This window comes from Prevotella sp. AM42-24 (assembly GCF_003461825.1).
Classification (GTDB): Bacteria; Bacteroidota; Bacteroidia; order Bacteroidales; family Bacteroidaceae; genus Prevotella; species Prevotella hominis.
In genome coordinates this window covers 61,183-83,569 of the sequence record NZ_QTXV01000009.1, presented here as the reverse complement: position 1 = coordinate 83,569, position 22,387 = coordinate 61,183, and the positions used below count along the sequence as shown (strand labels likewise).

The following is a 22,387-nucleotide window of genomic DNA, read 5'->3' as shown; positions in this document are numbered from 1 at the left end:
AGTTTTAGAAAAACTTATTCCAAACAAACAACATAGAAGCCTGCATCAGACGATGCAGGCTTTCTTCGTTTCTACCCAATAAGCCCATTTGTACTTATTTTTGTCCCTAAAACAACATTTTCTACCCATTTTATTGCGCTAAAAGAAATATTTTTTGTAATTTTGCCTTCAGTTAGCAAATAACGTTTACCGTGATTAATAATTTTAAATAAAATATATATCTTATGCTTACACTTAAACTTATCAGTGAAGAGACTGAACGTGTAGTCAAAGGTCTTGAAAAAAAGCATTTTCCTAATGCTCGTGAGGCCGTAGAGAAAGTATTGGAGTACGACAAAATCCGTCGTGAGGCTCAGCAGAAGCTTGACAACAACAAGCAGCAAGCCAACCAGTTTGCAAAGCAGATCGGTGCTTTGATGAAAGAAGGCAAGAAAGAAGAAGCTGAATCCGCAAAGGCTCAGGTAGCTATGCTCAAGGCTGACGCCAAGGCACTTGAAGAGATTATGGAGAAGGCTCAGAATGATATGACCAACCAGTTGCTCGAAATCCCTAACATTCCTTGCGAGCAGGTACCTGAGGGTAAGGATGCAGCAGACAACGTGGTTGTCAAAGAAGGTGGCGAAAAGCCTAACCTCGGTCCAGATGCTCTCTGCCACTGGGATCTCCTGAAGAAGTACAACCTCGTTGACTTCGACCTCGGTGTGAAGATTACTGGAGCTGGTTTCCCTGTATATATCGGCAAGATGGCCCGTTTCCAGCGTGCGCTCGAGGCTTTCTTCCTGGATGAAGCTCGCAAGAGTGGATACCTCGAGATTCAGCCTCCTTACGTAGTAAACGAGGATTCTGGTCGCGGTACAGGTCAGTTGCCAGACAAGGAGGGTCAGATGTATCATGCTAATCTTGATAACCTCTTCCTTATCCCTACTGCAGAAGTTCCTGTAACCAACATCTTCCGTGATGTTATCCTCGACGAGAAGGATCTCCCTATCAAGCGTTGTGCTTATTCTGCTTGCTTCCGTCGTGAGGCTGGTAGCTATGGTAAGGACGTGCGTGGTTTGAACCGCTTGCACCAGTTTGACAAGGTAGAAATTGTACGTATTGACAAACCAGGTCACTCTTACGAGAGCTTGAACGAGATGCTTGATCACGTAGAGGGTCTTTTGAAGAAGTTGGAATTACCATATCATATCCTCCGCCTCTGCGGTGGTGATATGAGTTTCACCTCTTCTATCTGCTACGACTTCGAGACATGGAGTGCAGCACAGGGTCGCTGGTTGGAGGTTTCATCAGTATCCAACTTTGAGAGCTATCAGGCTAACCGCCTCCACTGCCGCTACCGTCATGCAGAGGACAAGAAGATTGAACTTTGCCACACATTGAACGGTTCTGCTCTCGCCTTGCCACGTATTGTAGCAACCATCCTGGAGAACAACCAGACACCAGAGGGTATCCGTGTACCAAAGGTATTGGTACCTTACTGCGGTTTCGAGATGTTGGATGACAAGAACTTCGACTAATCAGATTATGAACATCGATTAATTCAAATATCTGGCTGGGATTCACTGGCCAACAATATTAAGTACGAGGATAACATCGGCTGCATTTCTACAGCCGACGTTATCCTTTTGCTTTTTTATCACGGAACCAAATTATACAAAAACAACTTATAGAGTAAACATAATAACCAAAAATAACCTCATGAACAAGATTATCAAAAAAATACAATATTCAGAGAAGGTATATCGTTTCGACGTAGAAGCACCTTTGATAGCTAAAAGCCGCAAGGCAGGTAACTTCGTCATCATCCGTGTGGATGACAATAGTGAGCGTATGCCTCTGACTATCGCTGATGCAGACATAGAAAAAGGCACCATCACTCTGGTTGTGCAGAAGGTTGGATTATCATCTACCAAACTCTGTAATCTCAACGAAGGAGATGAAATCCATGATGTTGTGGGTCCTCTCGGCAATCCAACCCATATCGAGAACTATGGTACAGTAATCTGTGCGGGCGGTGGTGTAGGTGTAGCTCCAATGCTCCCTATCATGCGTGCCCTCAAAGCTGCAGGCAACCGTGTTCTCTCTGTGATTGCTGGCCGCAACAAGGAATTGGTAATCATGGAAGATGAAGTTCGCGCTTCCAGTGACGAACTGATTATCATGACCGATGACGGAAGTTACGGCGAGAAAGGTGTTGTAACTGTCGGTATCGAAAAGCTCATCAATCAGGAGCACATCGATAAGGTATTCGCCATCGGCCCTCCTATCATGATGAAATTCTGCTGTCTCCTGACTCAGAAATATAATCTCCCTACAGATGTATCCCTCAACACGATTATGGTGGATGGTACAGGTATGTGCGGTGCCTGCCGATTGACCATTGGTGGCAAGACTAAGTTTGTCTGCATCGACGGTCCTGAGTTTGACGGAGCATTGGTTGACTGGGATGAGATGTTCAAGCGCATGGGTACCTTCAAGGATGCAGAGCGTGAAGAGATGGAACATTTCGAAGAGCACCTTGCAACAGTAGAAACAAACAAGAATAAGGAGACGACAGATGTAATGATGGACGTAGAGCCTACTACAGAAAGTATCGCTGAGCTTACCGACCGCAACTCTGAGTGGCGCAAGCAGTTACGCACTTCGATGAAAGCAAAAGAGCGCACTGCCATAGAGCGTGTTAAGATGCCTGAGTTGGATCCAGTATACCGTGCCACCACACGTACAGAAGAGGTTAATATCGGTTTAACCAAGGAGATGGCATTGACAGAAGCCAAGCGATGTCTGGACTGTCCAAAACCTACCTGTATGGAAGGTTGTCCTGTAAGCATCAATATTCCATCTTTCATCAAGAATATCGAACGCGGCCAGTTCTTAGCAGCAGCTAAGGTTCTGAAAAACACCTCTGCCCTGCCTGCCGTTTGCGGTCGTGTATGTCCACAGGAGAAACAATGCGAGAGCAAATGTATCCACCTCAAGATGAACGAGCCTGCAGTGGCAATCGGATATCTTGAGCGATTTGCAGCTGACTACGAGCGCCAGAGCGGAAACATTTCCGTTCCAGAACTGGAACCAGCCAATGGTATAAAGGTAGCAGTAGTAGGCTCTGGTCCTTCCGGTTTGAGTTTCGCAGGCGATATGGCCAAGAAGGGATTCGACGTAACAGTATTCGAGGCACTTCACGAGATTGGCGGAGTATTGAAATATGGTATTCCAGAGTTCCGTCTGCCTAATGCCATCGTGGATGTAGAAATTGAGAATCTTCAGAAAATGGGTGTAAAATTCATTGCCGACTGCATTGTTGGTAAGACAATTTCCGTAAAGGAACTGAACGAACAGGGTTTCAAGGGCATCTTCGTGGGTTCTGGTGCAGGTCTGCCTAACTTCATGAATATTCCTGGCGAGAATGCCTTGAACATTATGTCATCCAATGAGTACCTGACCCGCGTGAACCTGATGGACGCAGCCAACCCTCATAGCGACACACCTATCAACTTAGGCAAGAAAGTAGTAGTTGTAGGCGGTGGAAATACAGCTATGGACAGTTGCCGTACTGCGAAGCGCTTGGGTGCAGATGTCACGCTGGTCTATCGCCGCTCAGAGGCAGAAATGCCAGCCCGACTGGAAGAAGTAAAGCATGCCAAGGAAGAAGGCATTACCTTCCTGACACTCCACAACCCGAAGGAATATGAGGCTGACGAGAAGGGAGCAGTAAAGGCTGTTGTACTCGACGTAATGCAGTTGGGTGAACCTGATGCCAGCGGCCGTCGCCGTCCTGAAGCTACAGGAGAGACCATCACAATAGAGTGCGACCAGGTGATTGTGGCAGTAGGTGTTAGCCCTAATCCACTCGTTCCTCAGAGTATTGAGGGACTGGAACTTGGCAGAAAGAACACTATTGCAGTAAACGAGCAGATGCAGAGTTCACAACCAGAGATCTATGCCGGTGGCGACATCGTAAGAGGTGGTGCTACTGTGATTCTCGCCATGGGAGACGGAAGAAAAGCAGCAGAAAACATGGCAAAACAATTGTCAGGTAAATAAATGTAGATTCTTATAACGATAAAGCGAGGGGGCTTCGGGTACTCAAATAGAGACACCGAATCCCCCTCTCTTATGACGAAAAAGTAATAAAGAAACTAAAACATCTGCTTAAAATTTGCAGTTTTCAGAGAAAAATCGTAACTTTGTCACCAAATCGCATGGAAAAATCCATGAAATCAAATCTATAGATGAATCAATCATAGATAAAACCAAATCAATCAATAGATAAAGTTATGAGACAGTTGGCATTATACATCATCTTCCTGATGTCCATGGTTTTCACAAACTATGGTAAGGCGTCATCCGTCCCAGAAACTTTGAGTCTTCCCTTTGCAGAGTCATCAGAATTATTTCTTTCCGAGAGTAGTTTTTCGGAGAATCAATTTATTGCAGGTCAACATTCCGAGAATCAAGATTCAATGGAACTGTTCAACAAGGAAAGCCATTCCGAGGACCGACTTACTCAGATAGAACACAAGCAAAACAAGCAAGATGCACAGTTGGAAGATGCTTCAACAATCGCCTATCGCGTTTGCAGCAATCGTCCACAGCGATTATTGCCAAATGGCAATATCCAGAGTAATCCATCTGCAAGTAGATTGCTTTTTAATAAAATCAAGTTTTTATCTTCACTTCTAACTGCAAATATAAGTGGCATGGAGTCTTTCCGTATGGAAACAGCCCCTATCCACTTTGATGTCGCCAGCAAATATTACGTCATTTGCCTGCGACATCTACGGTGTTAGCACTTATTCTTCTCTTTTTATATCTCATTCTGTTTTACCGCATGCTATCAGCATACGATAAGGCAGGTCACACCCACCCTTATATTTTATAAAAACAGTTCTATATATATAAGTATGTTCGAACATACAAAGACGGTTTGGACATATCAAGACAATTCGAACCTAAAGAGATGGTTCGACATTTATAAACAAGAAAAGAATAAGTAATTAAAGAATATGGCAAAGATTAATCATTTAGAGATGGGTGCCGATGTTATGGCGCTCAATGATATAGAAGTAAAGAAAGGTTTCTTAGGTTTGAGTTGTAAACTCATTTACAAACCAACCAACAGTGTGATTAAGATAAAGGAGAAAGAATACTCCGCAGAGGATGGAAAGAAGTTGGGTAACATTCTTTCTGCAGATCCTAACGATGTGGAAACTGCTATCAATAAGTTTCCTGTATCTGCCATCAACATGGGCAATGTAAAGTTGGAAGCTTGCCTCTCGGATGACCATCAGTTTGTTGCCACCCAACTCCTTTCATTTCAGGACTTCGGTTACAAACCAGTCACAGAGATGGTAGTATATACAGGCAAGACAGCTGAAGCTTTCGCCAAGTTGTTTACTGCCTAATAGATAATCAAATACAAGAGGGCGTATTAAAGTCACTGCGGCTTTGATATGCCCTCTAATTCTATCTCATTAAAAGTCTATATTCTCTCCCACTTTACTTTCTTGTTCTCACAACATTTTTCACCCATTCCTCATTTCTCATTTGTAATTTGTAATTCCTATAATTCCATTGCATGGCGGAAATTCATTGGAGAAAGTCCCGTATGTTTTTTGAAAAACGTACCAAAGGCAGAAGCGTTTGGAAAACTCAATTCTGTAGCTATCTGCAATATGGTCTTATTGGTATTCTTCATCAAGTAAATACTGCGACGGATAATCGCCTTAAAGATAAGTTGCTGGACTGTCTTTCCGCATAGAGATTTCACCATCACGGTGAGATATTTCGAAGTGACACAAAGTTTGTCTGCATAAAAAGCCACACTGCGTTCACGCATAAAATTCTGTTCTATCAACTTCACTAAAGTTTCGAATATTTCAATTTTGCGGTCCATCTTCTTCCCAACGGGTTTGAAAGATGCAGAGAAGATGCTGCAGAGCCTGTAGGTGACAGCCATGAGAAGCAGGTTTTGCTCATGACAACTATAAGTATCTCGCAGCGTCTGGCATTCCAATGTGTGGAGCATCCGAATATAATCATTCAGCATTTCTTCATATTCCGTATGCATGACGACACACGACTGGGGATAAAGAGTAGAATAAAGCCGCATGGCAACAACGGTATTTCCCAACATGTGGCGTATCTGTTCTACACGATAAAAAAGCAAAGTAAAGCATAGGTTCTGAGAAGTTTCCAAAACTTGAAACATAAGACCTTTGGAGAGAAAAACGGTCTCTCCGGCAGATGCGGCAAAGGATGTTCCATCTACGCAGAAACGGAACATCCCTTGTTGACAAATAATGATTCCGACAAAGTCAGAATAAAAAGGTTGCATCAGAGAATGAGGAAACTCATTGGCTTCACTGATGATGATATTATCTGTTATCTCCATGATGATTTCTTCGTTAACGGCATGGGTACTAAATAGATCCCCATGATCCTAAAATGACAAAGATAACAAAATATCATTTCATTTCGCAGAATGTCTTGCTAATTTATGAAATTTTAGCATTATCCTACCTTCTTCCGAGCGAATGTATATTCACATTCTTCAGCAGATACTCTCGAGTCAGTTCTTTCAGATCACGCTTACGCCATGGGATGACAAGCATCAGCAGGGCACAAGCCAGACAACCATAGAAAGTCCAACCTGCCATTTCCTTGATGGTGGTAAGCGTAGCCTGCACCTGTACTTTTCCCTTGACCGACATAGCTGCCATTTCCTGAGCCTCAGCATCACTTTTTCCCTGATATTTCATACCATACACCGTCTGATCGTAAGTATTGGCAGTCTGAATGCTCGTACGGTCGAAGTCCTGCGCAAACCGTGTTACATAATACTGCTGGCGATGCTGAAGTACATTGGTGTAGAGAGCCGAACCGATACTTGGAGCAATGACCATACGCACGGTAAGCATGATGCAGACCCAAGTGGACATAAACCGGTAAGGCATACGCTGGTTGGCTATCGTGGAGATGAGCGAATAGAGCAGCATCATTCCCGTAGAACGAATGATAATAGGCCACTTCATGCGCTCATACATACCATCATTCTGCACCTCGAAATACATATACAGGGCATAAGCTCCAATGAAAAGAAAGCCCAACGAGTACATCCACTTGAGGTGTACTCCCTTCGCCCTGGCTATTACGGCAAAGATCAGGCCCACAGTATATCCCACCATCACCCAGTTGCCCAAGGTGGCATTCTGCCAATTGTCTATCTTCATACCGACATTGGTGAAGACATTGACAAACATCGCACTGGAATTGCACACCATCAGGAGGAAGAAAAGCATGATGCCATAATTGATGACTCTCAACTTAAATACCTCCATTATAAAATAAGGAGAACGGCGGGTCAACTCCAGATAGATGAACAAGCCCGTGAAGATGATGCAGATTATCGTAGAGAAACGGATCGACCCATCATCAAACCAGTCTAAGGTCTTGCCGAAGACCATGACATAGACAAAGGAGCAGAGCATGATACTGAACACCGTCACATTGCCAAACTTCGACATCGTGATGGGGAACTTCGGCATCGGATACTTATGATAAGGCATGGTGAAGAAGACGATGATAATGCCCGCCAGCATGAATGCCATCATGAAATGATACACATACTTCCATTCATAAGCGTATGCCAACCATGCTGTAAGCCAGGTACCGAGCTGACCGATGATCATGAAGAAAAGATAGATGACAGGCTGCGACACCATCTTTTCGCTGTCAACAGCATCCCAGGCCTCTTCCGTAGTAGGTTCGCATCCCGGAGTGATATTTTTGGTTGCCTCTATGCCGAAAGCATATTTGATGAGCACGAAGAGATGCGCCATCAAGAGAGTCTGGCGCACAAAACCCATCAGCAAACTGCACAGTCCGAGAATAAACAAAGAGTCGGTCTGAGCACAGACAAAACTGAGTATAAAGAGAATGGAGAACCCCACGATGCACATCATCTTCTCTCTTCGGATGCACACCAATTCATAGAAGAATGGAGAGAAAGCCGCCATTCCTATGGAGGTGCAGAAACCGGCAAAAGCGATGTATTCCGACTGAATGCCCAGTCCGCTCATCATCTCGCCGCTATTAGCAGAATAGACACCGCTCATCGTAATCATCGGCACGAAGAGGATGATCATGAAGATGATGCCAAGAGGTTTCGGCACCCAGTCATAAAATGGATAATTCTTATATTCTTCTAACATGTTACTTGATTTCTTCCAACATTTTCTTTCATGTTACTTATTTCCTTTCTGCGCTTATTTTCTTTCAGCCTTCACTACCACCATCATACCAGCAGCAAGACGGGCATTATCCTCCTTACTGATATTGGTGAAATCAATTCTGACAGGCACACGCTGCTGGATCTTCACAAAATTACCTGCCGAATTATCTGTCGGAACGAGTGAATACTTAGAACCCGTAGCGCCAGAGATTGCAGTAACCGTACCCTCAAACTCCTTATTGCTTACAGCATCTACCGTTATGCGTACCTTCTGCCCAACATAGAGATTTTCTACCTGCGTTTCCTTGTAGTTGGCAATCACCCATTTCTGGTTATTGGGTAGGATATAGGTAATGGTAGTACCTGCGTTCACCATCTGTCCCTCCTCGATAGAGCGGCGTCCCAACTTTCCGTCACATGGAGCCACTACCACACAGTAAGAGAGATTCAACTTAGCCATTTCCACTGCAGCCTGAGCTCGCTCGATGGCAGCAGCCACATTCTGCTTGCGGGTAGATACCTCGTTGACTCCCTTGTATGCAGCAGCCTGTTGCTTTCTTACAGACTCCAACTTCTTCTTGGTGGCAGCATATTCCACCTCAAGCTGCTCCAATTGGATAGGAGTAGCCGCCTTCTTTTCTACCAGATTGCGGTATCGCTCACAGTCCTTGGCAAGCTTAGCCAGGCGTACTTCGATTTCATCAATAGAAGCAGAATAAACAGAAGCAGAAGTCTCCGTAGTCTGCTGGGTAGCATCTATTACATTGGCTCCAGCCTTAGCATCCTTCAGGGCAGCCTCAGCCTCCATCAGGCGGATACGGTACTCACGGTCGTCGAGTACAAGAAGCGTATCACCCCTATGCACCTCCTGATGTTCCTTGAAATAAATCTTTGCGATATAACCGGAGGCACGAAGATTTACTGGTGAGATATACTGTTCTATCTGAGCATCATTACTCGTTTCATTTGAACTGTAATCTAAGAAAAGACAGACGATTTTCCAAAGTCCGAAAGCCAGGATTGCTATACCGATGAGACTGGCCACAATCTGACGAGTTCTCTGCTTCTTCAGTTTCTTGGCAGTTTCCTCATGTGATTCCTGAGTTGTTTGAGGAGTAGATTCTACATTTTCTTCATTCTTAACTCCAATGGTTTCTTTTTCGTTCTGTTCCATATTTTATTCCTTTATAATCTTTATTTGTTGTTTTCTTATTTATTAAATATTTCCTTATTTTCTCAATTTACAGTCTATTTATAACCATTAATCATACACCATCACAAGTTTCCCTACTTCACCTTCTCCAATTGTCCCGTGAGTTTAAGCAGAGCCAGATTGGCCACCTTGTAGCGATAATAAGCATTCAGATAATTGTTCATAGCCTCACTCATGCGCATCTCGTCCTGAAGCACAGCAGTCATAGATGTTACGCCCTCCTTATACTGGTCGGCAGTCACATTATAGACATCCTGCGCAAGCACGTAATTATCCAACTGTTTCTTATAGTTGCGCTGACTGTTGTTTACCTCACTTACTGCATTCACATAATTGGCCCGCATACCCTTGAGTGCATCCTCATAACCGATTCGGGCACTCTCCGCCTCCACTTTAGCCTTTCTGATTTTCGAGCGCTTTTCAAATCCGTCAAATACAGGCACTCTCAACTGGATGCCGAGACCGTTGGAACCATACCAGTGGTTAGAATCGCCCGAGTGAATCCAATGCTCTATTTTATCGGTGAAAGCAGAGTACATCAAACTACCAGTCAGACTGACCGATGGCAGATAACCATCCTTTGCCAGTTTGATCTGTTTTTGAGTCAGTTCCTTTTTCTGCTGCAGAAGTTGCAGTTCGTAGAGATTGACATTCAGACCATCCGCTTTCACGGTTTCTATCTGATTAGGATTCACATCAGTCACCTTGATATTCTTATCAGCAGGATAATCAATAACATACTTGAGCATGGTGTACTGCTGTTCGAGCATGGCAGCAGCATTATCGCGCTGCACGGTCAAGTTTTCTATATTGAGATTCACTCTCTTCAGATCCACTTCAAGACTCATCTGGTTGTCGTAGAAAGCCTGCGTGATGTCACGAAGTTCTTCCAGTCGTCTGATATTGTCGTTCACGAGACGTATCTGTTCTGAAGTGTTCTGTGCCATATAATACATTTTAGCTGTCTGTATAATAAGATCCTCACGTGCCTTTTCATATGAGAGTTTGTTGAGCTGGTCCGCAATCTTAGCTATATCTATGGCCGTATATACCATCTGATTGTAGAGAGGCATCTGGAGTTGGAGCCCTGCCGAAGCATTATACTGCAAGGTCTTAGTCACATTGTAAGGCTTTCCGTATGCCGAACCATCTGTAACCGATACGGGCGGAGTAAAATTGTCATTAAGTTGGGCTACCGCATTAATTTGTGGGAGCAACTTAGCCTGATTTTCACTGATAGAATACTTACCCTTTGCTATCTCATTACGGCTTTTCTGCAGTGAAAGGTTGTTATCTACAGCCATCTGCAGACACTGACTCAACGTGAGCATCTCCTGTGCTTGAATAGCAGAGAATGCACCGAGCGCAATACAAAACAAAAATATTTTCTTCATTTTTTCTTTTGAATTCTTCTGGTTTTTATGTTATATTTTTATATGTAGAACCAATTCTGGCGTTATGATATATGCCAGTTCATGATATCAGGTGCAAAGTTACGACTTTTACACTACATCTTACTATTCATAAAATATCACAATGTGTTCAAAATTGCCAAAAATCATAATCCCCCGCAACTGATGCGAATCGTATCAGCTACGGGGGATTATGATTTATTATATTCTGTTCATTATCACGCGGGGACTCGCCACATTCAAGCGCATGAATCCCTCACCACCAGGACCAAACATTTCACCATCATTCAGTGCCAGATGAGCCTTGTCGATAAAAAGGTCAAGCAACTGTTCATGGTTGAGATGCAAATCCCTACAGTTGAGCCAAACCAAGAAGGAAGCCTGAGGACGCAAAGGACAAGAGCACTCAGGTCTGCCACCTCCAACTGAGGATTGGTAATAATTTCCAGGAATACGCAACACATAAGTTTGGTATTTTAATGGTTTTATACTGTTTTTGCATTTCCCGCCCTCTTTCATATAATAATTTGACGTTTCTTACGTTAGTTAATGATAAAGAAACAAATTTGAAATGAAACAGAAAATCATATATCTTGCCATCTTAGCATTCACTTTTGCTACACAGGCGATGGCTCAGGGATTCACGCTGCAAGGAAGGGTAACCGACCAGGACAACAACCCGGTTGAACTCGCCACAGTCTCCGTGCTCAAGCAGGGAAAAGTGGCATTTACCTCCTTAAAAGGTGAATTTAGCATGCACCTGCAATCAGCTGATAGCGTGGTAGTTAAGTTTACTATGATAGGATACAAACCTAAGGTACGTATCCTCCGTCATCCTAAAGGAAAACAAACCCTGCAAGTGGTTTTGTTTACCGATGACAATACGTTAACAGAAGTACAGGTAACCGGACAGAAAATACAGACCGGACAAACCGAGGAACTGAAAGCAGAGGATGCCAAACTCGCACCGTCGGCATCAGGAAATGGCGTGGAAGGTCTCATCCAGCAACAGGCTGGTGTAAGTACGCACAATGAATTGTCATCGCAATATAATGTACGCGGTGGTGCCTTCGACGAAAATTCCGTATATATAAATAATGTGGAAGTATATCGCCCTTTGCTCGTGCGCAGCGGTCAGCAGGAAGGTCTATCTGTCATCAACCCCTATATGGTGGATAAAATCGGATTCTCTACGGGTGGATATGCTGCTAAATATGGCGACAAGATGAGTTCGGCACTCGACATCACCTATAAGAAGCTGCAACCTAAAGGCAGCAAAAAGACCGTTACAGAAGGCACTTTAGCAGCCAGTCTTCTGGGTGCAGATGCCTACTTCGGACTGGGAACCAAGAAGTTGTCATGGCTCAACAGCATACGCTATAAGACTAATAGTTATCTGCTGGGAACCACCGATACAAAGGCCGAATACAAGCCGAATTTCCTCGACTACCAGACATACCTGAGCTATTGTCCCAACAAGCGATGGAAGATAGATTTCATCGGAAATATCTCCGACAACCATTACAACTTTGTTCCCCACGACCGAGAGACAACATTCGGAACCCAGCAGGACGTAAAGAGTTTCAGAGTCTATTTCGACGGACAGGAAAAAGACCGTTTCCTCACCTACTTCGGTACACTCGGCATCACCCGTAACATCACCGACAAGACCAGTTTTTCTATCCTGGGAAGTGCCTTCTATAGCAAAGAACAGGAGAAATACGATATTCAGGGACAATACTGGCTCGACCAGACAGAAACCTCTGAAAATCTGGGTGTTGGAACCTATTTCGAACATGCACGCAACTATCTCACAGCCCGCGTCTTGAGTGCCAAGGCCATCCTGAAACACAAGACCAAAAAGCATGACATCGAAGTGGCATATACCTATAAGAAGGAACATATCTCTGAAAATTCTGTAGAATACGAGATGAGAGACAGCGCAGGCTATAGTGTTCCGCATAATGGAAAAGACCTCTATATGATATACTCGATGAAGGCAAGAAATACCCTCGATGCCAACCGCATGGAAGCCTATCTGCAGGATACCTATCGTTTCACGAGTCAGGGAGGACATAGCCATTTCACACTGAACTATGGTGTGCGCATGAGCCATTGGAGCCTCAACAAGGAAACACTCTTCAGTCCTCGTATCTCTCTCGGTATTATCCCTGCCTATAGCGAGAACACCACATTGAGATTTGCAGCCGGACTCTACTATCAGGCACCATTCTTCAAGGAATTGCGCGATACATCTACGGTCAACGGCATCACCTATGCCACACTCAATGAAAAGATCAAGAGTCCGCGAAGCATCCACTTCATAGCAGGATACGACTACCGCTTCCGCATCAACAACCTGCGCTATCGTTTCACGGCAGAAGCCTACTACAAGGCATTGGGTAATCTGATTCCCTACTCTGTCAACAATGTCAAGGTGGTCTATTACGGAGAAAACAGAGCCAGCGGTCACGCTGCCGGTATCGACCTGAAACTCTATGGAGAATTTGTACCGGGAACAGATTCCTGGCTTACCTTCTCGCTGATGAATACACAGATGAAACTCAACGGAAAGGGCGTGCCGCTACCTACAGACCAGCGATTTGCAGTAAACCTCTTCTTCACGGATTACTTCCCAGGAACAGAGCGGTGGAGAATGTCGCTAAAACTTGCTCTGGCAGACGGTTTACCATTCTCTACACCACACAGAGAACTGGAGACCAATACCTTCCGAGCACCAGCCTACAAACGTGCCGACATCGGTATGAGCTATCGCCTGCTCGACAACAGCAAGGGCACCAAGAAGAGTATCTTCAAGAATATCTGGCTGGGGGTAGATTGCCTCAATCTCTTCGGTATCGACAACGTCAACAGCTATTACTGGGTAACAGATGTAACCAACCAGCAGTATGCAGTACCGAATTATCTGACAGGCAGACAGGTAAATGGCCGAGTCCTCATCGAATTCTAATCATTTCGGGTTGTCAGATTATTATTTCGGGTTGTCAGAAAGGCTAAAATGAACATTTAGCAGAACAAAATGAACATATTTTTGCATAATTCGTAATATTTAACCGCAGATAGTTCGCTATCTGCGGTTTTTTTAGTATCTTTGCCACCGATTTGTGCAACGTGGACCCATCCGTCCCATTGCATACACTCCATAGAATAAAAAACAATACATAATAATCAATTATGAGTAAACAAATAGAAAAGATTAAGGAGCTGATCGCAAAGCGCGAACAGGCTCGTCTTGGCGGTGGCGAGAAAGCTATCGAGAAGCAGCATGCACGTGGCAAATATACAGCTCGTGAGCGTATCGAAATGTTGGTAGATGCTGGCAGTTTCGAGGAGTACGACATGTTCAAATTGCACCGTTGCACCAACTTCGGTATGGAGAAGAAACAATACCTCGGTGATGGTGTCGTAGCAGGTAGTGCTACTATCGCTGGCCGCTTGGTTTATGTATATGCTCAGGACTTTACCGTAAATGGCGGTTCACTCTCTGAGACTATGGCACAGAAAATTTGTAAGGTAATGGATATGGCTATGACCATGGGTGCACCTGTCATCTGCATGAACGACTCTGGTGGTGCACGTATCCAGGAAGGTATCTGCGCCCTCGCTGGTTATGGTGAGATTTTCGAGCGCAACATCCTTGCTTCTGGTGTCATCCCACAGATTTCTGCCATCATGGGCCCTTGCGCCGGTGGTGCCGTTTACTCTCCAGGTTTGACCGACTTCATCATCATGAAGGAGCAGACATCTTATATGTTCCTGACTGGTCCTAAGGTGGTTAAGACTGTAACAGGCGAGGATATCGATGCTGAGCACCTCGGTGGTGCATCTGTCCATGCTACCAAGAGTGGTGTAACCCACTTCGCAGCTAAGACAGAGGAAGAGGCTATCGAGATGATCAAGAGCCTGCTCTCTTACATTCCAAGCAACAATACAGAAGAAGCTCCACGCGTAGAGTGCACAGACCCTATCGACCGCATGGATGATTCCCTGAACGAGATTATTCCTGATGATCCAAACCAGGCATACGATATGTACAAGGTAATTGGTGCGATCACAGACAACGGCGAGTTCTTTGAGGTTCAGCCTAAGTTTGCCAAGAACATCATCACAGGTTTCGCTCGTTTCAATGGTCAGAGCGTGGGTATCGTAGCCAACCAGCCTGCTGCTTACGCAGGTGTGCTTGATGTAAATGCCAGCCGTAAGGCAGCTCGCTTCGTACGTTTCTGCGATGCATTCAACATTCCTATCGTATCTCTCGTTGACGTACCAGGATTCTTGCCAGGTACAGGTCAGGAGTACAACGCTGTCATCCTCCACGGTGCACAGTTGCTCTACGCTTACGGCGAGGCTACCGTACCAAAGATTACTATCACATTGCGTAAGAGCTATGGTGGTAGCCATATCGTGATGGGTTGCAAGCAGTTGCGTGCTGACTTGAACTTCGCTTGGCCATCTTCAGAGATTGCCGTAATGGGTGCCAGCGGTGCTGTTGCAGTCCTCTGCGGTAAGGAAGCTAAGGCTAAGAAGGAAGCTGGCGAGGATGTAAAGGCATTCTTGGCAGAGAAGGAGCAGGAATATACAGACAAGTTTGCTAATCCTTATCAGGCTGCCCAGTATGGTTACATCGATGATGTTATCGAGCCACGCAATACTCGTTTCCGCATCTGCCGTGGTTTGGCTCAGCTCGCTACCAAGCGCCAGAACTTGCCTGCTAAGAAGCATGGTTGTATGCCAATGTAATGATATCATTAAACATTAGAATAAATGGATAAGAATATTTATGCTGCGATTGCCATGGCTCTCTATGAGTATCAGGGTAATAACGTACATGACAAGGAATCAGGCATCATCACCATCAAGCCACGTCAGACTATGTGGAATGCCAAGTTCCTGAGTTTAACAGCCAAACCATAAAAAATAAGAAATGAAAGAGTTTAAATATACAATCGACGGAAAAGAATATAAGGTTCAGATTGACGGTGTTGAGGGTAACATCGCAAGCGTGAACGTGAATGGCGAAGCTTACAAGGTGGAAATGGAACAGGAAGCTGAGCCAGAGAAGAAGAAGGTAGTGCTCGGTCAGCCTGCTGCTGCATCTGATGATGCTGAGGCTACTCCTGCTGCCAATGTCAACACAGCCAACGCTGTGAAGGCTCCTCTCCCTGGTACTATCACCAGCATCGAAGTTGCTGTAGGTCAGGAAGTGAAAGCTGGCGATACCGTTGTCGTTCTTGAAGCTATGAAGATGCAGAACAACATCGAGGCAGAGAAAGACGGTAAGGTAACTGCTATCTGCGTAAAGCCTGGTCAGGCTGTTCTCGAAGAGGATGCACTCATCGTTATCGAGTAATCTCCTCTCTTAAAACAAGATTCGTGTAAACGAAACTTCATATTTACGTCCCGATATATTCTTTTATATCGGGACGTTTTTTGTCTGTCAGGGACCACTTTTATTTTTGCCTGCCCAGGGAAAAATTTTTGCGTGGGCACGCAGAAATTCTCACTCGGACAGACGGTTATTTTTCCACAGGGACAAACTTAAATTATATTTCACCAAACAGACTTAATATTCTCCCTTCAGTACAGACCGAAGGTCTATTACTATCTGTCAGAAATCCACTCCAGCAGAGAAAGCAACCGGTATCAGATATGTACAAATCCGGCAGGAGCATTCAACCGCTGCCCTTTTGTTCTGACATATTTCAGAAACTCCACCACAACTGGGTTCTTCGGTTTTCCTGCCGTTACAAGATAAAGATTGCGGGCTGGCGGTGCAGGATATTTTCCCTTTGCAATAGCCTCCATCAGTTCATCCAAAGTTCCATAAAATTTTTCTTCCTCATCCAATTTTCCATTACCATTCACATCAATAGGAACGATGGCAATCCCTTTCGTGGGTTTATGCGTCTTATCATGATAGGCATAACCGATATTATTAATAAGAAGTAACAACCCAGAGGATTACACCTTATTATATATATAGGTGTATGAATCATAAAATATAGGAGATAAAGATATGGCTATTCAATTTGCTCACATAGGCTTACCAAAAACAAAGCTTTCCATAATAGCACCCCTAAATATACATACAATTGCTGTAAAAAATAGTATAAAAATACATTTCTTGCAACAATTTGTTACTTTTCTCCAATTTTCTTTGGCAGTTTGACAGAAACTTTGTATTTTTGCGGTCAAGTTTTGTTTCAGCCCCGGTCGTTTCGGGGGGAGCACTACATTACCAACAAAAATCAATAACAAATGAAAGTATTAAAATTCGGCGGAACATCTGTTGGTTCCGTAAAAAGCATCCTCAGCTTAAAACGTATCGTAGAAAATGAGGCTAAGAAACAGAGTGTAGTGGTTGTCGTGAGCGCACTTGGCGGAATCACCGACAAACTTCTGCAAACGTCTCAGCTTGCCCTCAAGGGTGATGAACAATGGAAAGTCGAATTCGACGCCATGGTTGATCGCCACCACAAGATGATAGACACCATCATCACCGACACCTCAGACAGAGAAAACTTATTCAAATCGGTCGATGCCCTCTTCGAGCAGTTGAAGAGCATCTATTTCGGTGTGTATCTCATCCACGATTTAAGCGAAAAGACACAGGATGCCATCGTGAGCTATGGAGAAAGGCTCAGTTCGAAGATCGTTGCCACATTGATTCGTGGCGCCAAGTGGTTTGACTCACGTAACTTCATCAAGACAGAGCGTATCAACGGAAAGCATACCCTCGATAGTGAGTTGACTAACAAATTGGTAAAGGATACCTTCGCAGAGCTGCCTCGCATCTCTCTCGTACCGGGTTTTATCAGCCGCGACAAGAATACCGAGCGTACTACCAACCTCGGACGTGGCGGTAGCGACTACACCGCAGCTATTATCGCAGCAGCACTCAATGCAGAAGTGCTTGAAATCTGGACCGATGTGGATGGCTTTATGACTGCAGACCCACGTGTCATCAAATCAGCTTACACAATCAACGAACTGAGTTACATCGAGGCGATGGAGCTTTGCAACTTTGGTGCAAAGGTCATCTACCCTCCTACTATCTACCCAGTTTGTGTCAAGAATATTCCTATCAAGGTCAAGAATACCTTCAACCCAGAGGCTCCTGGCACCATCATCAAGAACAAGATTGATGGCGACTCCAAACCTATCAAGGGTATTTCTTCTATCAATGGTACAGCACTTATTACCGTAACCGGTCTTTCCATGGTCGGTGTCATCGGCGTCAACCGCCGTATCTTTACCGCTCTTGCCAATGAAGGCATCTCTGTATTCATGGTTTCCCAGGCATCTTCAGAGAACTCTACCTCTATCGGTGTAAGAGAGCAGGACGTAGAAGAAGCTGTAAGAGTATTGAATGAGGAATTCAAAAATGAGATTGCCGACGGCGCCATGTTCCCTATGCACGCAGAATGTGGTCTGGCTACCATCGCCATCGTAGGTGAAAACATGAAGCACGCTGCAGGTATCGCTGGTAAACTGTTCGGTACACTCGGACGAAGTGGTATCTCAGTCATCGCCTGCGCACAGGGTGCTTCAGAGACCAACATTTCTTTCGTAGTAAAGAGCGATTTCCTCCGCAAGTCATTGAACGTATTACACGACAGTTTCTTCCTTTCAGAATACAAGGTGCTCAACCTCTTTATCTGCGGTGTGGGCACCGTGGGTGGCAAACTGATTGAGCAGATCAAGAACCAGTACGAAGAACTCAAGGAGCGCAACAAACTCAAGCTCAACGTGGTGGGTATTGCATCTTCCCACAATGCCATCTTCGACCGTGACGGTCTCGACCTCGACAATTATCGTGAGGCTCTGAAGGCTTCAGAACCAAGTACCAACGAGACCCTGAAGGAAAAGATTCTGAATATGAATATCTTCAACAGCGTATTCGTGGACTGTACTGCAAGCAAGGAAGTGGCAAGTCTCTACCAGAGTCTTCTGGAGCACAACGTGAGCATCATCGCAGCCAACAAGATAGCTGCTTCCAGCGAATATGAGAACTATGAACGATTGAAGAAGACGGCCATCCAGCGTGGTGTCGTATTCCGTTTTGAAACCAACGTAGGTGCTGGTCTTCCTATCATCGGAACTATCAACGACCTCCGAAACTCTGGTGACAAAATCCTTAAGATTGAGGCAGTTCTGTCTGGTACGCTCAACTTTATCTTTAACGCTATCTCTGGTGTCGTACCATTCTCTGAGACCGTTCGCCTCGCCAAAGAGAAGGGCTATAGCGAGCCTGATCCACGCATCGACCTGAGCGGTATGGACGTTGTACGCAAGTTGGTTATCCTCTCTCGTGAAGCAGGCTACCGCGTAGAACAAGATGACGTTGAAAAGAACCTCTTCGTACCTGACGAATACTTCCAGGGCAGTCTGGATGATTTCTGGAAGAAGTTGCCTGAGTTGGATGCAGAATTCGAGGCAAAGCGCAAGACCCTCGACATCGAGCACAAGCGCTGGCGCTTCGTGGCAACCCTCGACGGTGGCAAGACCAGCGTAGGCTTGCAGGCAGTAGGTCCAGAGCATCCGTTCTACAACCTCGAAGGCAGCAACAACATTGTATTGCTCACCACCGAGCGCTACAAGGAATACCCTATGATGATTCAGGGTTATGGAGCCGGAGCCAGCGTAACTGCAGCCGGTGTATTCGCCAACATCATGAGTATCGCCAACATTTAATCGTATCATACCATTAAAAGGATAACAATTATGAAGCATATTATCATACTTGGCGACGGCATGGCTGACCACCCAGTGGAGAGACTGGGTGGCAAGACCTTGCTGCAATACGCCAACAAACCATATATGGACATGCTTGCCAAGATGGGAAAGACAGGCAGACTCGTTACAGTACCAGACGGATTTCATCCAGGTTCAGAGGTAGCCAACAGTTCTATCATGGGCTATGACCAGAATGAAGTCTATGAGGGACGCGGTCCTCTGGAAGCAGCCAGCATCGGCTATGAGATGAGTCCGAATGATTTCGCCCTTCGCTGCAATATTATCAATGTGAACGATGGCATTATCATCACCCACAACGGAGGCAATCTGGAAACAGAGGATGCTGATGTACTCATCAAGTATCTGAACGAGAAACTCGCCAGTCAGTATCCTGGCATCGTGAAGTTTATCACAGGTATCCAATACCGCCACCTCCTGATTATCAAGGGAGGTAATAAGTATGTGGATTGTGCTCCTCCTCACGATCATCCGAATGAGGAATGGAAACCACTTCTGGTAAAACCGATGGAGAACGTAGATGCAGCATTGCTCGCTGCGCATGACAAGGATGCCAACGGCAAGGCTATCGATCCGTTAGCCGATGAATACCGCATGAGTGCACAGCAGACTGCCGATCTCCTGAATGAACTGATTCTGAAGAGTCAGGAAATCCTGGAGAACCACCCTTTCAATGTGGCACGCAAGGAACGCGGAGAGCGCATGGCTAACATCATCTGGCCTTGGGGCGGCGGTTATCGTCCTCACATGCTCACGCTCTCACAGATGTATCCTCAGATCAAGCGAGGTTCTGTCATCTCTGCAGTCGATCTGATTCGCGGTATCGGTCATTATGCCGGTCTCCGTAACATCATCGTGGAAGGAGCGACAGGTCTTGCTGACACCAATTATGAAGGTAAGGCGCAGGCTGCTATTGATGCTCTGAAGGAAGGCGACGATTTCGTATATGTACATGTAGAAGCAAGCGATGAGGCCGGTCATGATGGCAATCTGGAGTTGAAGATCAAGACTATAGAAAACCTTGACAGAAGACTCATCAAGCCTATCTACGATGAGGTTTCCAAGTGGGATGAACCAGTATGCATCGCCATCCTGCCTGACCACCCTACTCCAGTAGAAATTCGCACCCATGTGAAGGAGCCTGTACCATTCATCATCTACTACCCAGGCATAGCGCCTGACGAGGTAGAGAAATACGACGAGGTAAGTTGCGTACGTGGCAGCTTTGGTCTGCTACAGCTGCAAGACTTCATGAATGCATTCATGGCCATCAAATAATGTTTATCAATTAAACAGACATCATTAACATAAAAAAAATTGGAAAAATGAAATATTATTCAACAAATAAGAAAGCACCGATTGCCGATCTTCACAAGGCAGTAGTAAAAGGTTTGGCAGAAGACCGCGGTCTCTACATGCCTGAAATCATCAAGAAGTTACCAAAGGAATTCTTCGACAATATCGAAAAGTTCTCTTTCCAGGAGATAGCTTATCAGGTGGCAGACGCTTTCTTTGGCGAGGATGTGGATGCAGACTCTTTGAAGAAAATCGTCTATGACACCTTGGCATTCGATTGCCCTGTCGTAGAGGTAGAACCAAACATCTACTCTCTGGAATTGTTCCATGGTCCTACTCTCGCTTTCAAGGATGTAGGTGCCCGTTTCATGGCCCGTCTGTTGCAATACTTCGTACGCCAGGAAGGCAAAGAAGAAGTGAATGTGCTCGTTGCCACATCTGGTGATACTGGTTCAGCCGTAGCCAATGGATTCCTCGGCGTAGAGGGCATTCATGTCTATGTACTCTATCCAAAGGGTAAGGTGAGCAAGATTCAGGAAAGCCAGTTTACTACCCTCGGTCAGAACATCACAGCCCTTGAGGTGGATGGCGTTTTCGATGACTGTCAGGCACTCGTAAAATCAGCTTTCATGGATGATGAACTGAATAAGCACATGAAGTTGACTTCAGCCAACTCTATCAATGTAGCTCGCTTCCTGCCTCAGGCATTCTACTATTTCAATGCCTATGCACGCATGAAGGAGAAAGGATTGGCAGACAAGTTGGTAATCTGTGTACCAAGCGGAAACTTCGGTAATATCACAGCCGGTCTGTTCGGTCACGAGATGGGCTTGCCTATCCACCGCTTCATCGCAGCCAACAATGCCAACGATATTTTCTACAACTACCTGCAGACTGGTGAGTACAAACCTCAGCCAAGCAAGGCAACCATTGCCAATGCAATGGACGTAGGCGACCCAAGCAATTTCGCCCGCATCTATGATCTCTACAAGGGCAATCATGATGCCATCACAGCCTATATCAGCGGTGCCACCTACAAGGACGATCAGATAGCAGAGACCATGAAGCAATGCTACAATGACACCAAGTATGTACTTGACCCTCATGGCGCTTGCGGTTATCGTGCCCTGAAAGAGCAGTTGAAATCAGGCGAAGTAGGTGTATTCCTGGAGACCGCTCACCCAGCCAAGTTCAAGGAGAAGGTAGATAGCATCCTCGGGTCTGACATCGAGATTCCTGCACGCCTTGCCGAGTTTATGAAGGGCAAGAAGCAGAGCATCGAAATGACCAAGGACTTCGCTTCATTCAAGAACTATCTGATGAACGAATAAAACATGTGAACGAATAAAAAGACACATGTGGAACGAATAAAAAGACAAAAGTTTCTCTCTTTGCAAACCATCATCTAAATGGAATGGCAAGCAATCAGAAAACATCATAAGAGCCTTTCTGTTTTTT

At 45.1% G+C, this 22,387-nt stretch carries 16 protein-coding genes and 1 pseudogene; 11 read left to right on the top strand and 6 right to left on the bottom strand.

The window, feature by feature from the left end:
* Window positions 1–224: 224 nt before the first annotated feature.
* From serS to DW917_RS05140, 4 genes are all read left to right on the top strand, one after another.
* Window positions 225–1,517, top strand: a complete 1,293-nt coding sequence (gene serS / locus DW917_RS05155) for a serine--tRNA ligase (RefSeq protein ID WP_022109697.1) — start codon at window positions 225–227, stop codon at window positions 1,515–1,517.
* A 181-nt stretch (window positions 1,518–1,698) separates the two neighbouring features.
* Window positions 1,699–4,044, top strand: coding sequence for a bifunctional dihydroorotate dehydrogenase B NAD binding subunit/NADPH-dependent glutamate synthase (locus tag DW917_RS05150; RefSeq protein WP_118116982.1), 2,346 nt, complete (start codon window positions 1,699–1,701; stop codon window positions 4,042–4,044).
* Window positions 4,045–4,277: 233 nt separating this feature from the next.
* Window positions 4,278–4,790, top strand: a complete 513-nt coding sequence (locus DW917_RS05145; RefSeq protein WP_147344118.1) for a hypothetical protein — start codon at window positions 4,278–4,280, stop codon at window positions 4,788–4,790.
* 216 nt (window positions 4,791–5,006) lie between these two features.
* Window positions 5,007–5,405 (top strand): hypothetical protein, encoded by a 399-nt coding sequence (locus tag DW917_RS05140; protein ID WP_118116980.1) that lies wholly within the window; start codon window positions 5,007–5,009, stop codon window positions 5,403–5,405.
* Window positions 5,406–5,563: 158 nt separating this feature from the next.
* Here DW917_RS05140 and DW917_RS05135 read toward each other — a convergent pair whose 3' ends face one another.
* From DW917_RS05135 to DW917_RS05115, 5 genes and pseudogenes are all read right to left on the bottom strand, one after another.
* On the bottom strand, window positions 5,564–6,394 hold the full coding sequence (locus DW917_RS05135; protein WP_118116979.1) for a helix-turn-helix domain-containing protein: 831 nt from the start codon (window positions 6,392–6,394) through the stop codon (window positions 5,564–5,566).
* A gap of 124 nt (window positions 6,395–6,518) precedes the next feature.
* On the bottom strand, window positions 6,519–8,213 hold the full coding sequence (locus DW917_RS05130; protein WP_118116978.1) for an MFS transporter: 1,695 nt from the start codon (window positions 8,211–8,213) through the stop codon (window positions 6,519–6,521).
* A 54-nt stretch (window positions 8,214–8,267) separates the two neighbouring features.
* A complete protein-coding gene (locus DW917_RS05125; protein WP_233524636.1) occupies window positions 8,268–9,407 on the bottom strand; it encodes an HlyD family secretion protein in 1,140 nt (379 codons plus the stop codon).
* A gap of 113 nt (window positions 9,408–9,520) precedes the next feature.
* Window positions 9,521–10,840 carry a TolC family protein gene (locus DW917_RS05120; protein WP_118116977.1) on the bottom strand — a complete coding sequence of 440 codons (1,320 nt, stop codon included), beginning with the start codon at window positions 10,838–10,840 and terminating at the stop codon, window positions 9,521–9,523.
* A gap of 219 nt (window positions 10,841–11,059) precedes the next feature.
* A pseudogene (locus DW917_RS05115) lies at window positions 11,060–11,254 on the bottom strand (cystathionine beta-lyase); the annotation flags it as partial.
* A 175-nt stretch (window positions 11,255–11,429) separates the two neighbouring features.
* On the opposite strand from DW917_RS05115, the gene DW917_RS05110 reads away from it, so the two are divergent.
* From DW917_RS05110 to DW917_RS05100, 4 genes are all read left to right on the top strand, one after another.
* Window positions 11,430–13,829 carry a carboxypeptidase-like regulatory domain-containing protein gene (locus tag DW917_RS05110; RefSeq protein ID WP_118116976.1) on the top strand — a complete coding sequence of 800 codons (2,400 nt, stop codon included), beginning with the start codon at window positions 11,430–11,432 and terminating at the stop codon, window positions 13,827–13,829.
* Window positions 13,830–14,053: 224 nt separating this feature from the next.
* Window positions 14,054–15,619 carry an acyl-CoA carboxylase subunit beta gene (locus DW917_RS05105; RefSeq protein WP_118116975.1) on the top strand — a complete coding sequence of 522 codons (1,566 nt, stop codon included), beginning with the start codon at window positions 14,054–14,056 and terminating at the stop codon, window positions 15,617–15,619.
* A gap of 24 nt (window positions 15,620–15,643) precedes the next feature.
* Entirely contained in the window at window positions 15,644–15,793 is a 150-nt protein-coding gene (locus DW917_RS17515; protein WP_022111024.1) for a hypothetical protein, read from the top strand.
* Between the two features lie 10 nt (window positions 15,794–15,803).
* A complete protein-coding gene (locus tag DW917_RS05100) occupies window positions 15,804–16,229 on the top strand; it encodes a biotin/lipoyl-containing protein (protein WP_022111025.1) in 426 nt (141 codons plus the stop codon).
* Window positions 16,230–16,522: 293 nt separating this feature from the next.
* Here the strand turns inward: DW917_RS05100 and DW917_RS05095 are convergent, their stop codons facing one another.
* Window positions 16,523–16,831, bottom strand: coding sequence for a hypothetical protein (locus DW917_RS05095; protein WP_118116974.1), 309 nt, complete (start codon window positions 16,829–16,831; stop codon window positions 16,523–16,525).
* 306 nt (window positions 16,832–17,137) lie between these two features.
* Between DW917_RS05095 and thrA the strand changes: the two genes are divergently transcribed.
* The 3 genes from thrA to thrC are packed head-to-tail and all read left to right on the top strand — an operon-like array spanning window position 17,138 to window position 22,260.
* Window positions 17,138–19,573 (top strand): bifunctional aspartate kinase/homoserine dehydrogenase I, encoded by a 2,436-nt coding sequence (thrA, locus tag DW917_RS05085; protein ID WP_118116972.1) that lies wholly within the window; start codon window positions 17,138–17,140, stop codon window positions 19,571–19,573.
* A gap of 30 nt (window positions 19,574–19,603) precedes the next feature.
* Window positions 19,604–20,911 carry a cofactor-independent phosphoglycerate mutase gene (locus DW917_RS05080; protein WP_118116971.1) on the top strand — a complete coding sequence of 436 codons (1,308 nt, stop codon included), beginning with the start codon at window positions 19,604–19,606 and terminating at the stop codon, window positions 20,909–20,911.
* 47 nt (window positions 20,912–20,958) lie between these two features.
* Window positions 20,959–22,260, top strand: coding sequence for a threonine synthase (thrC, locus tag DW917_RS05075; protein WP_118116970.1), 1,302 nt, complete (start codon window positions 20,959–20,961; stop codon window positions 22,258–22,260).
* Window positions 22,261–22,387: the final 127 nt, after the last annotated feature.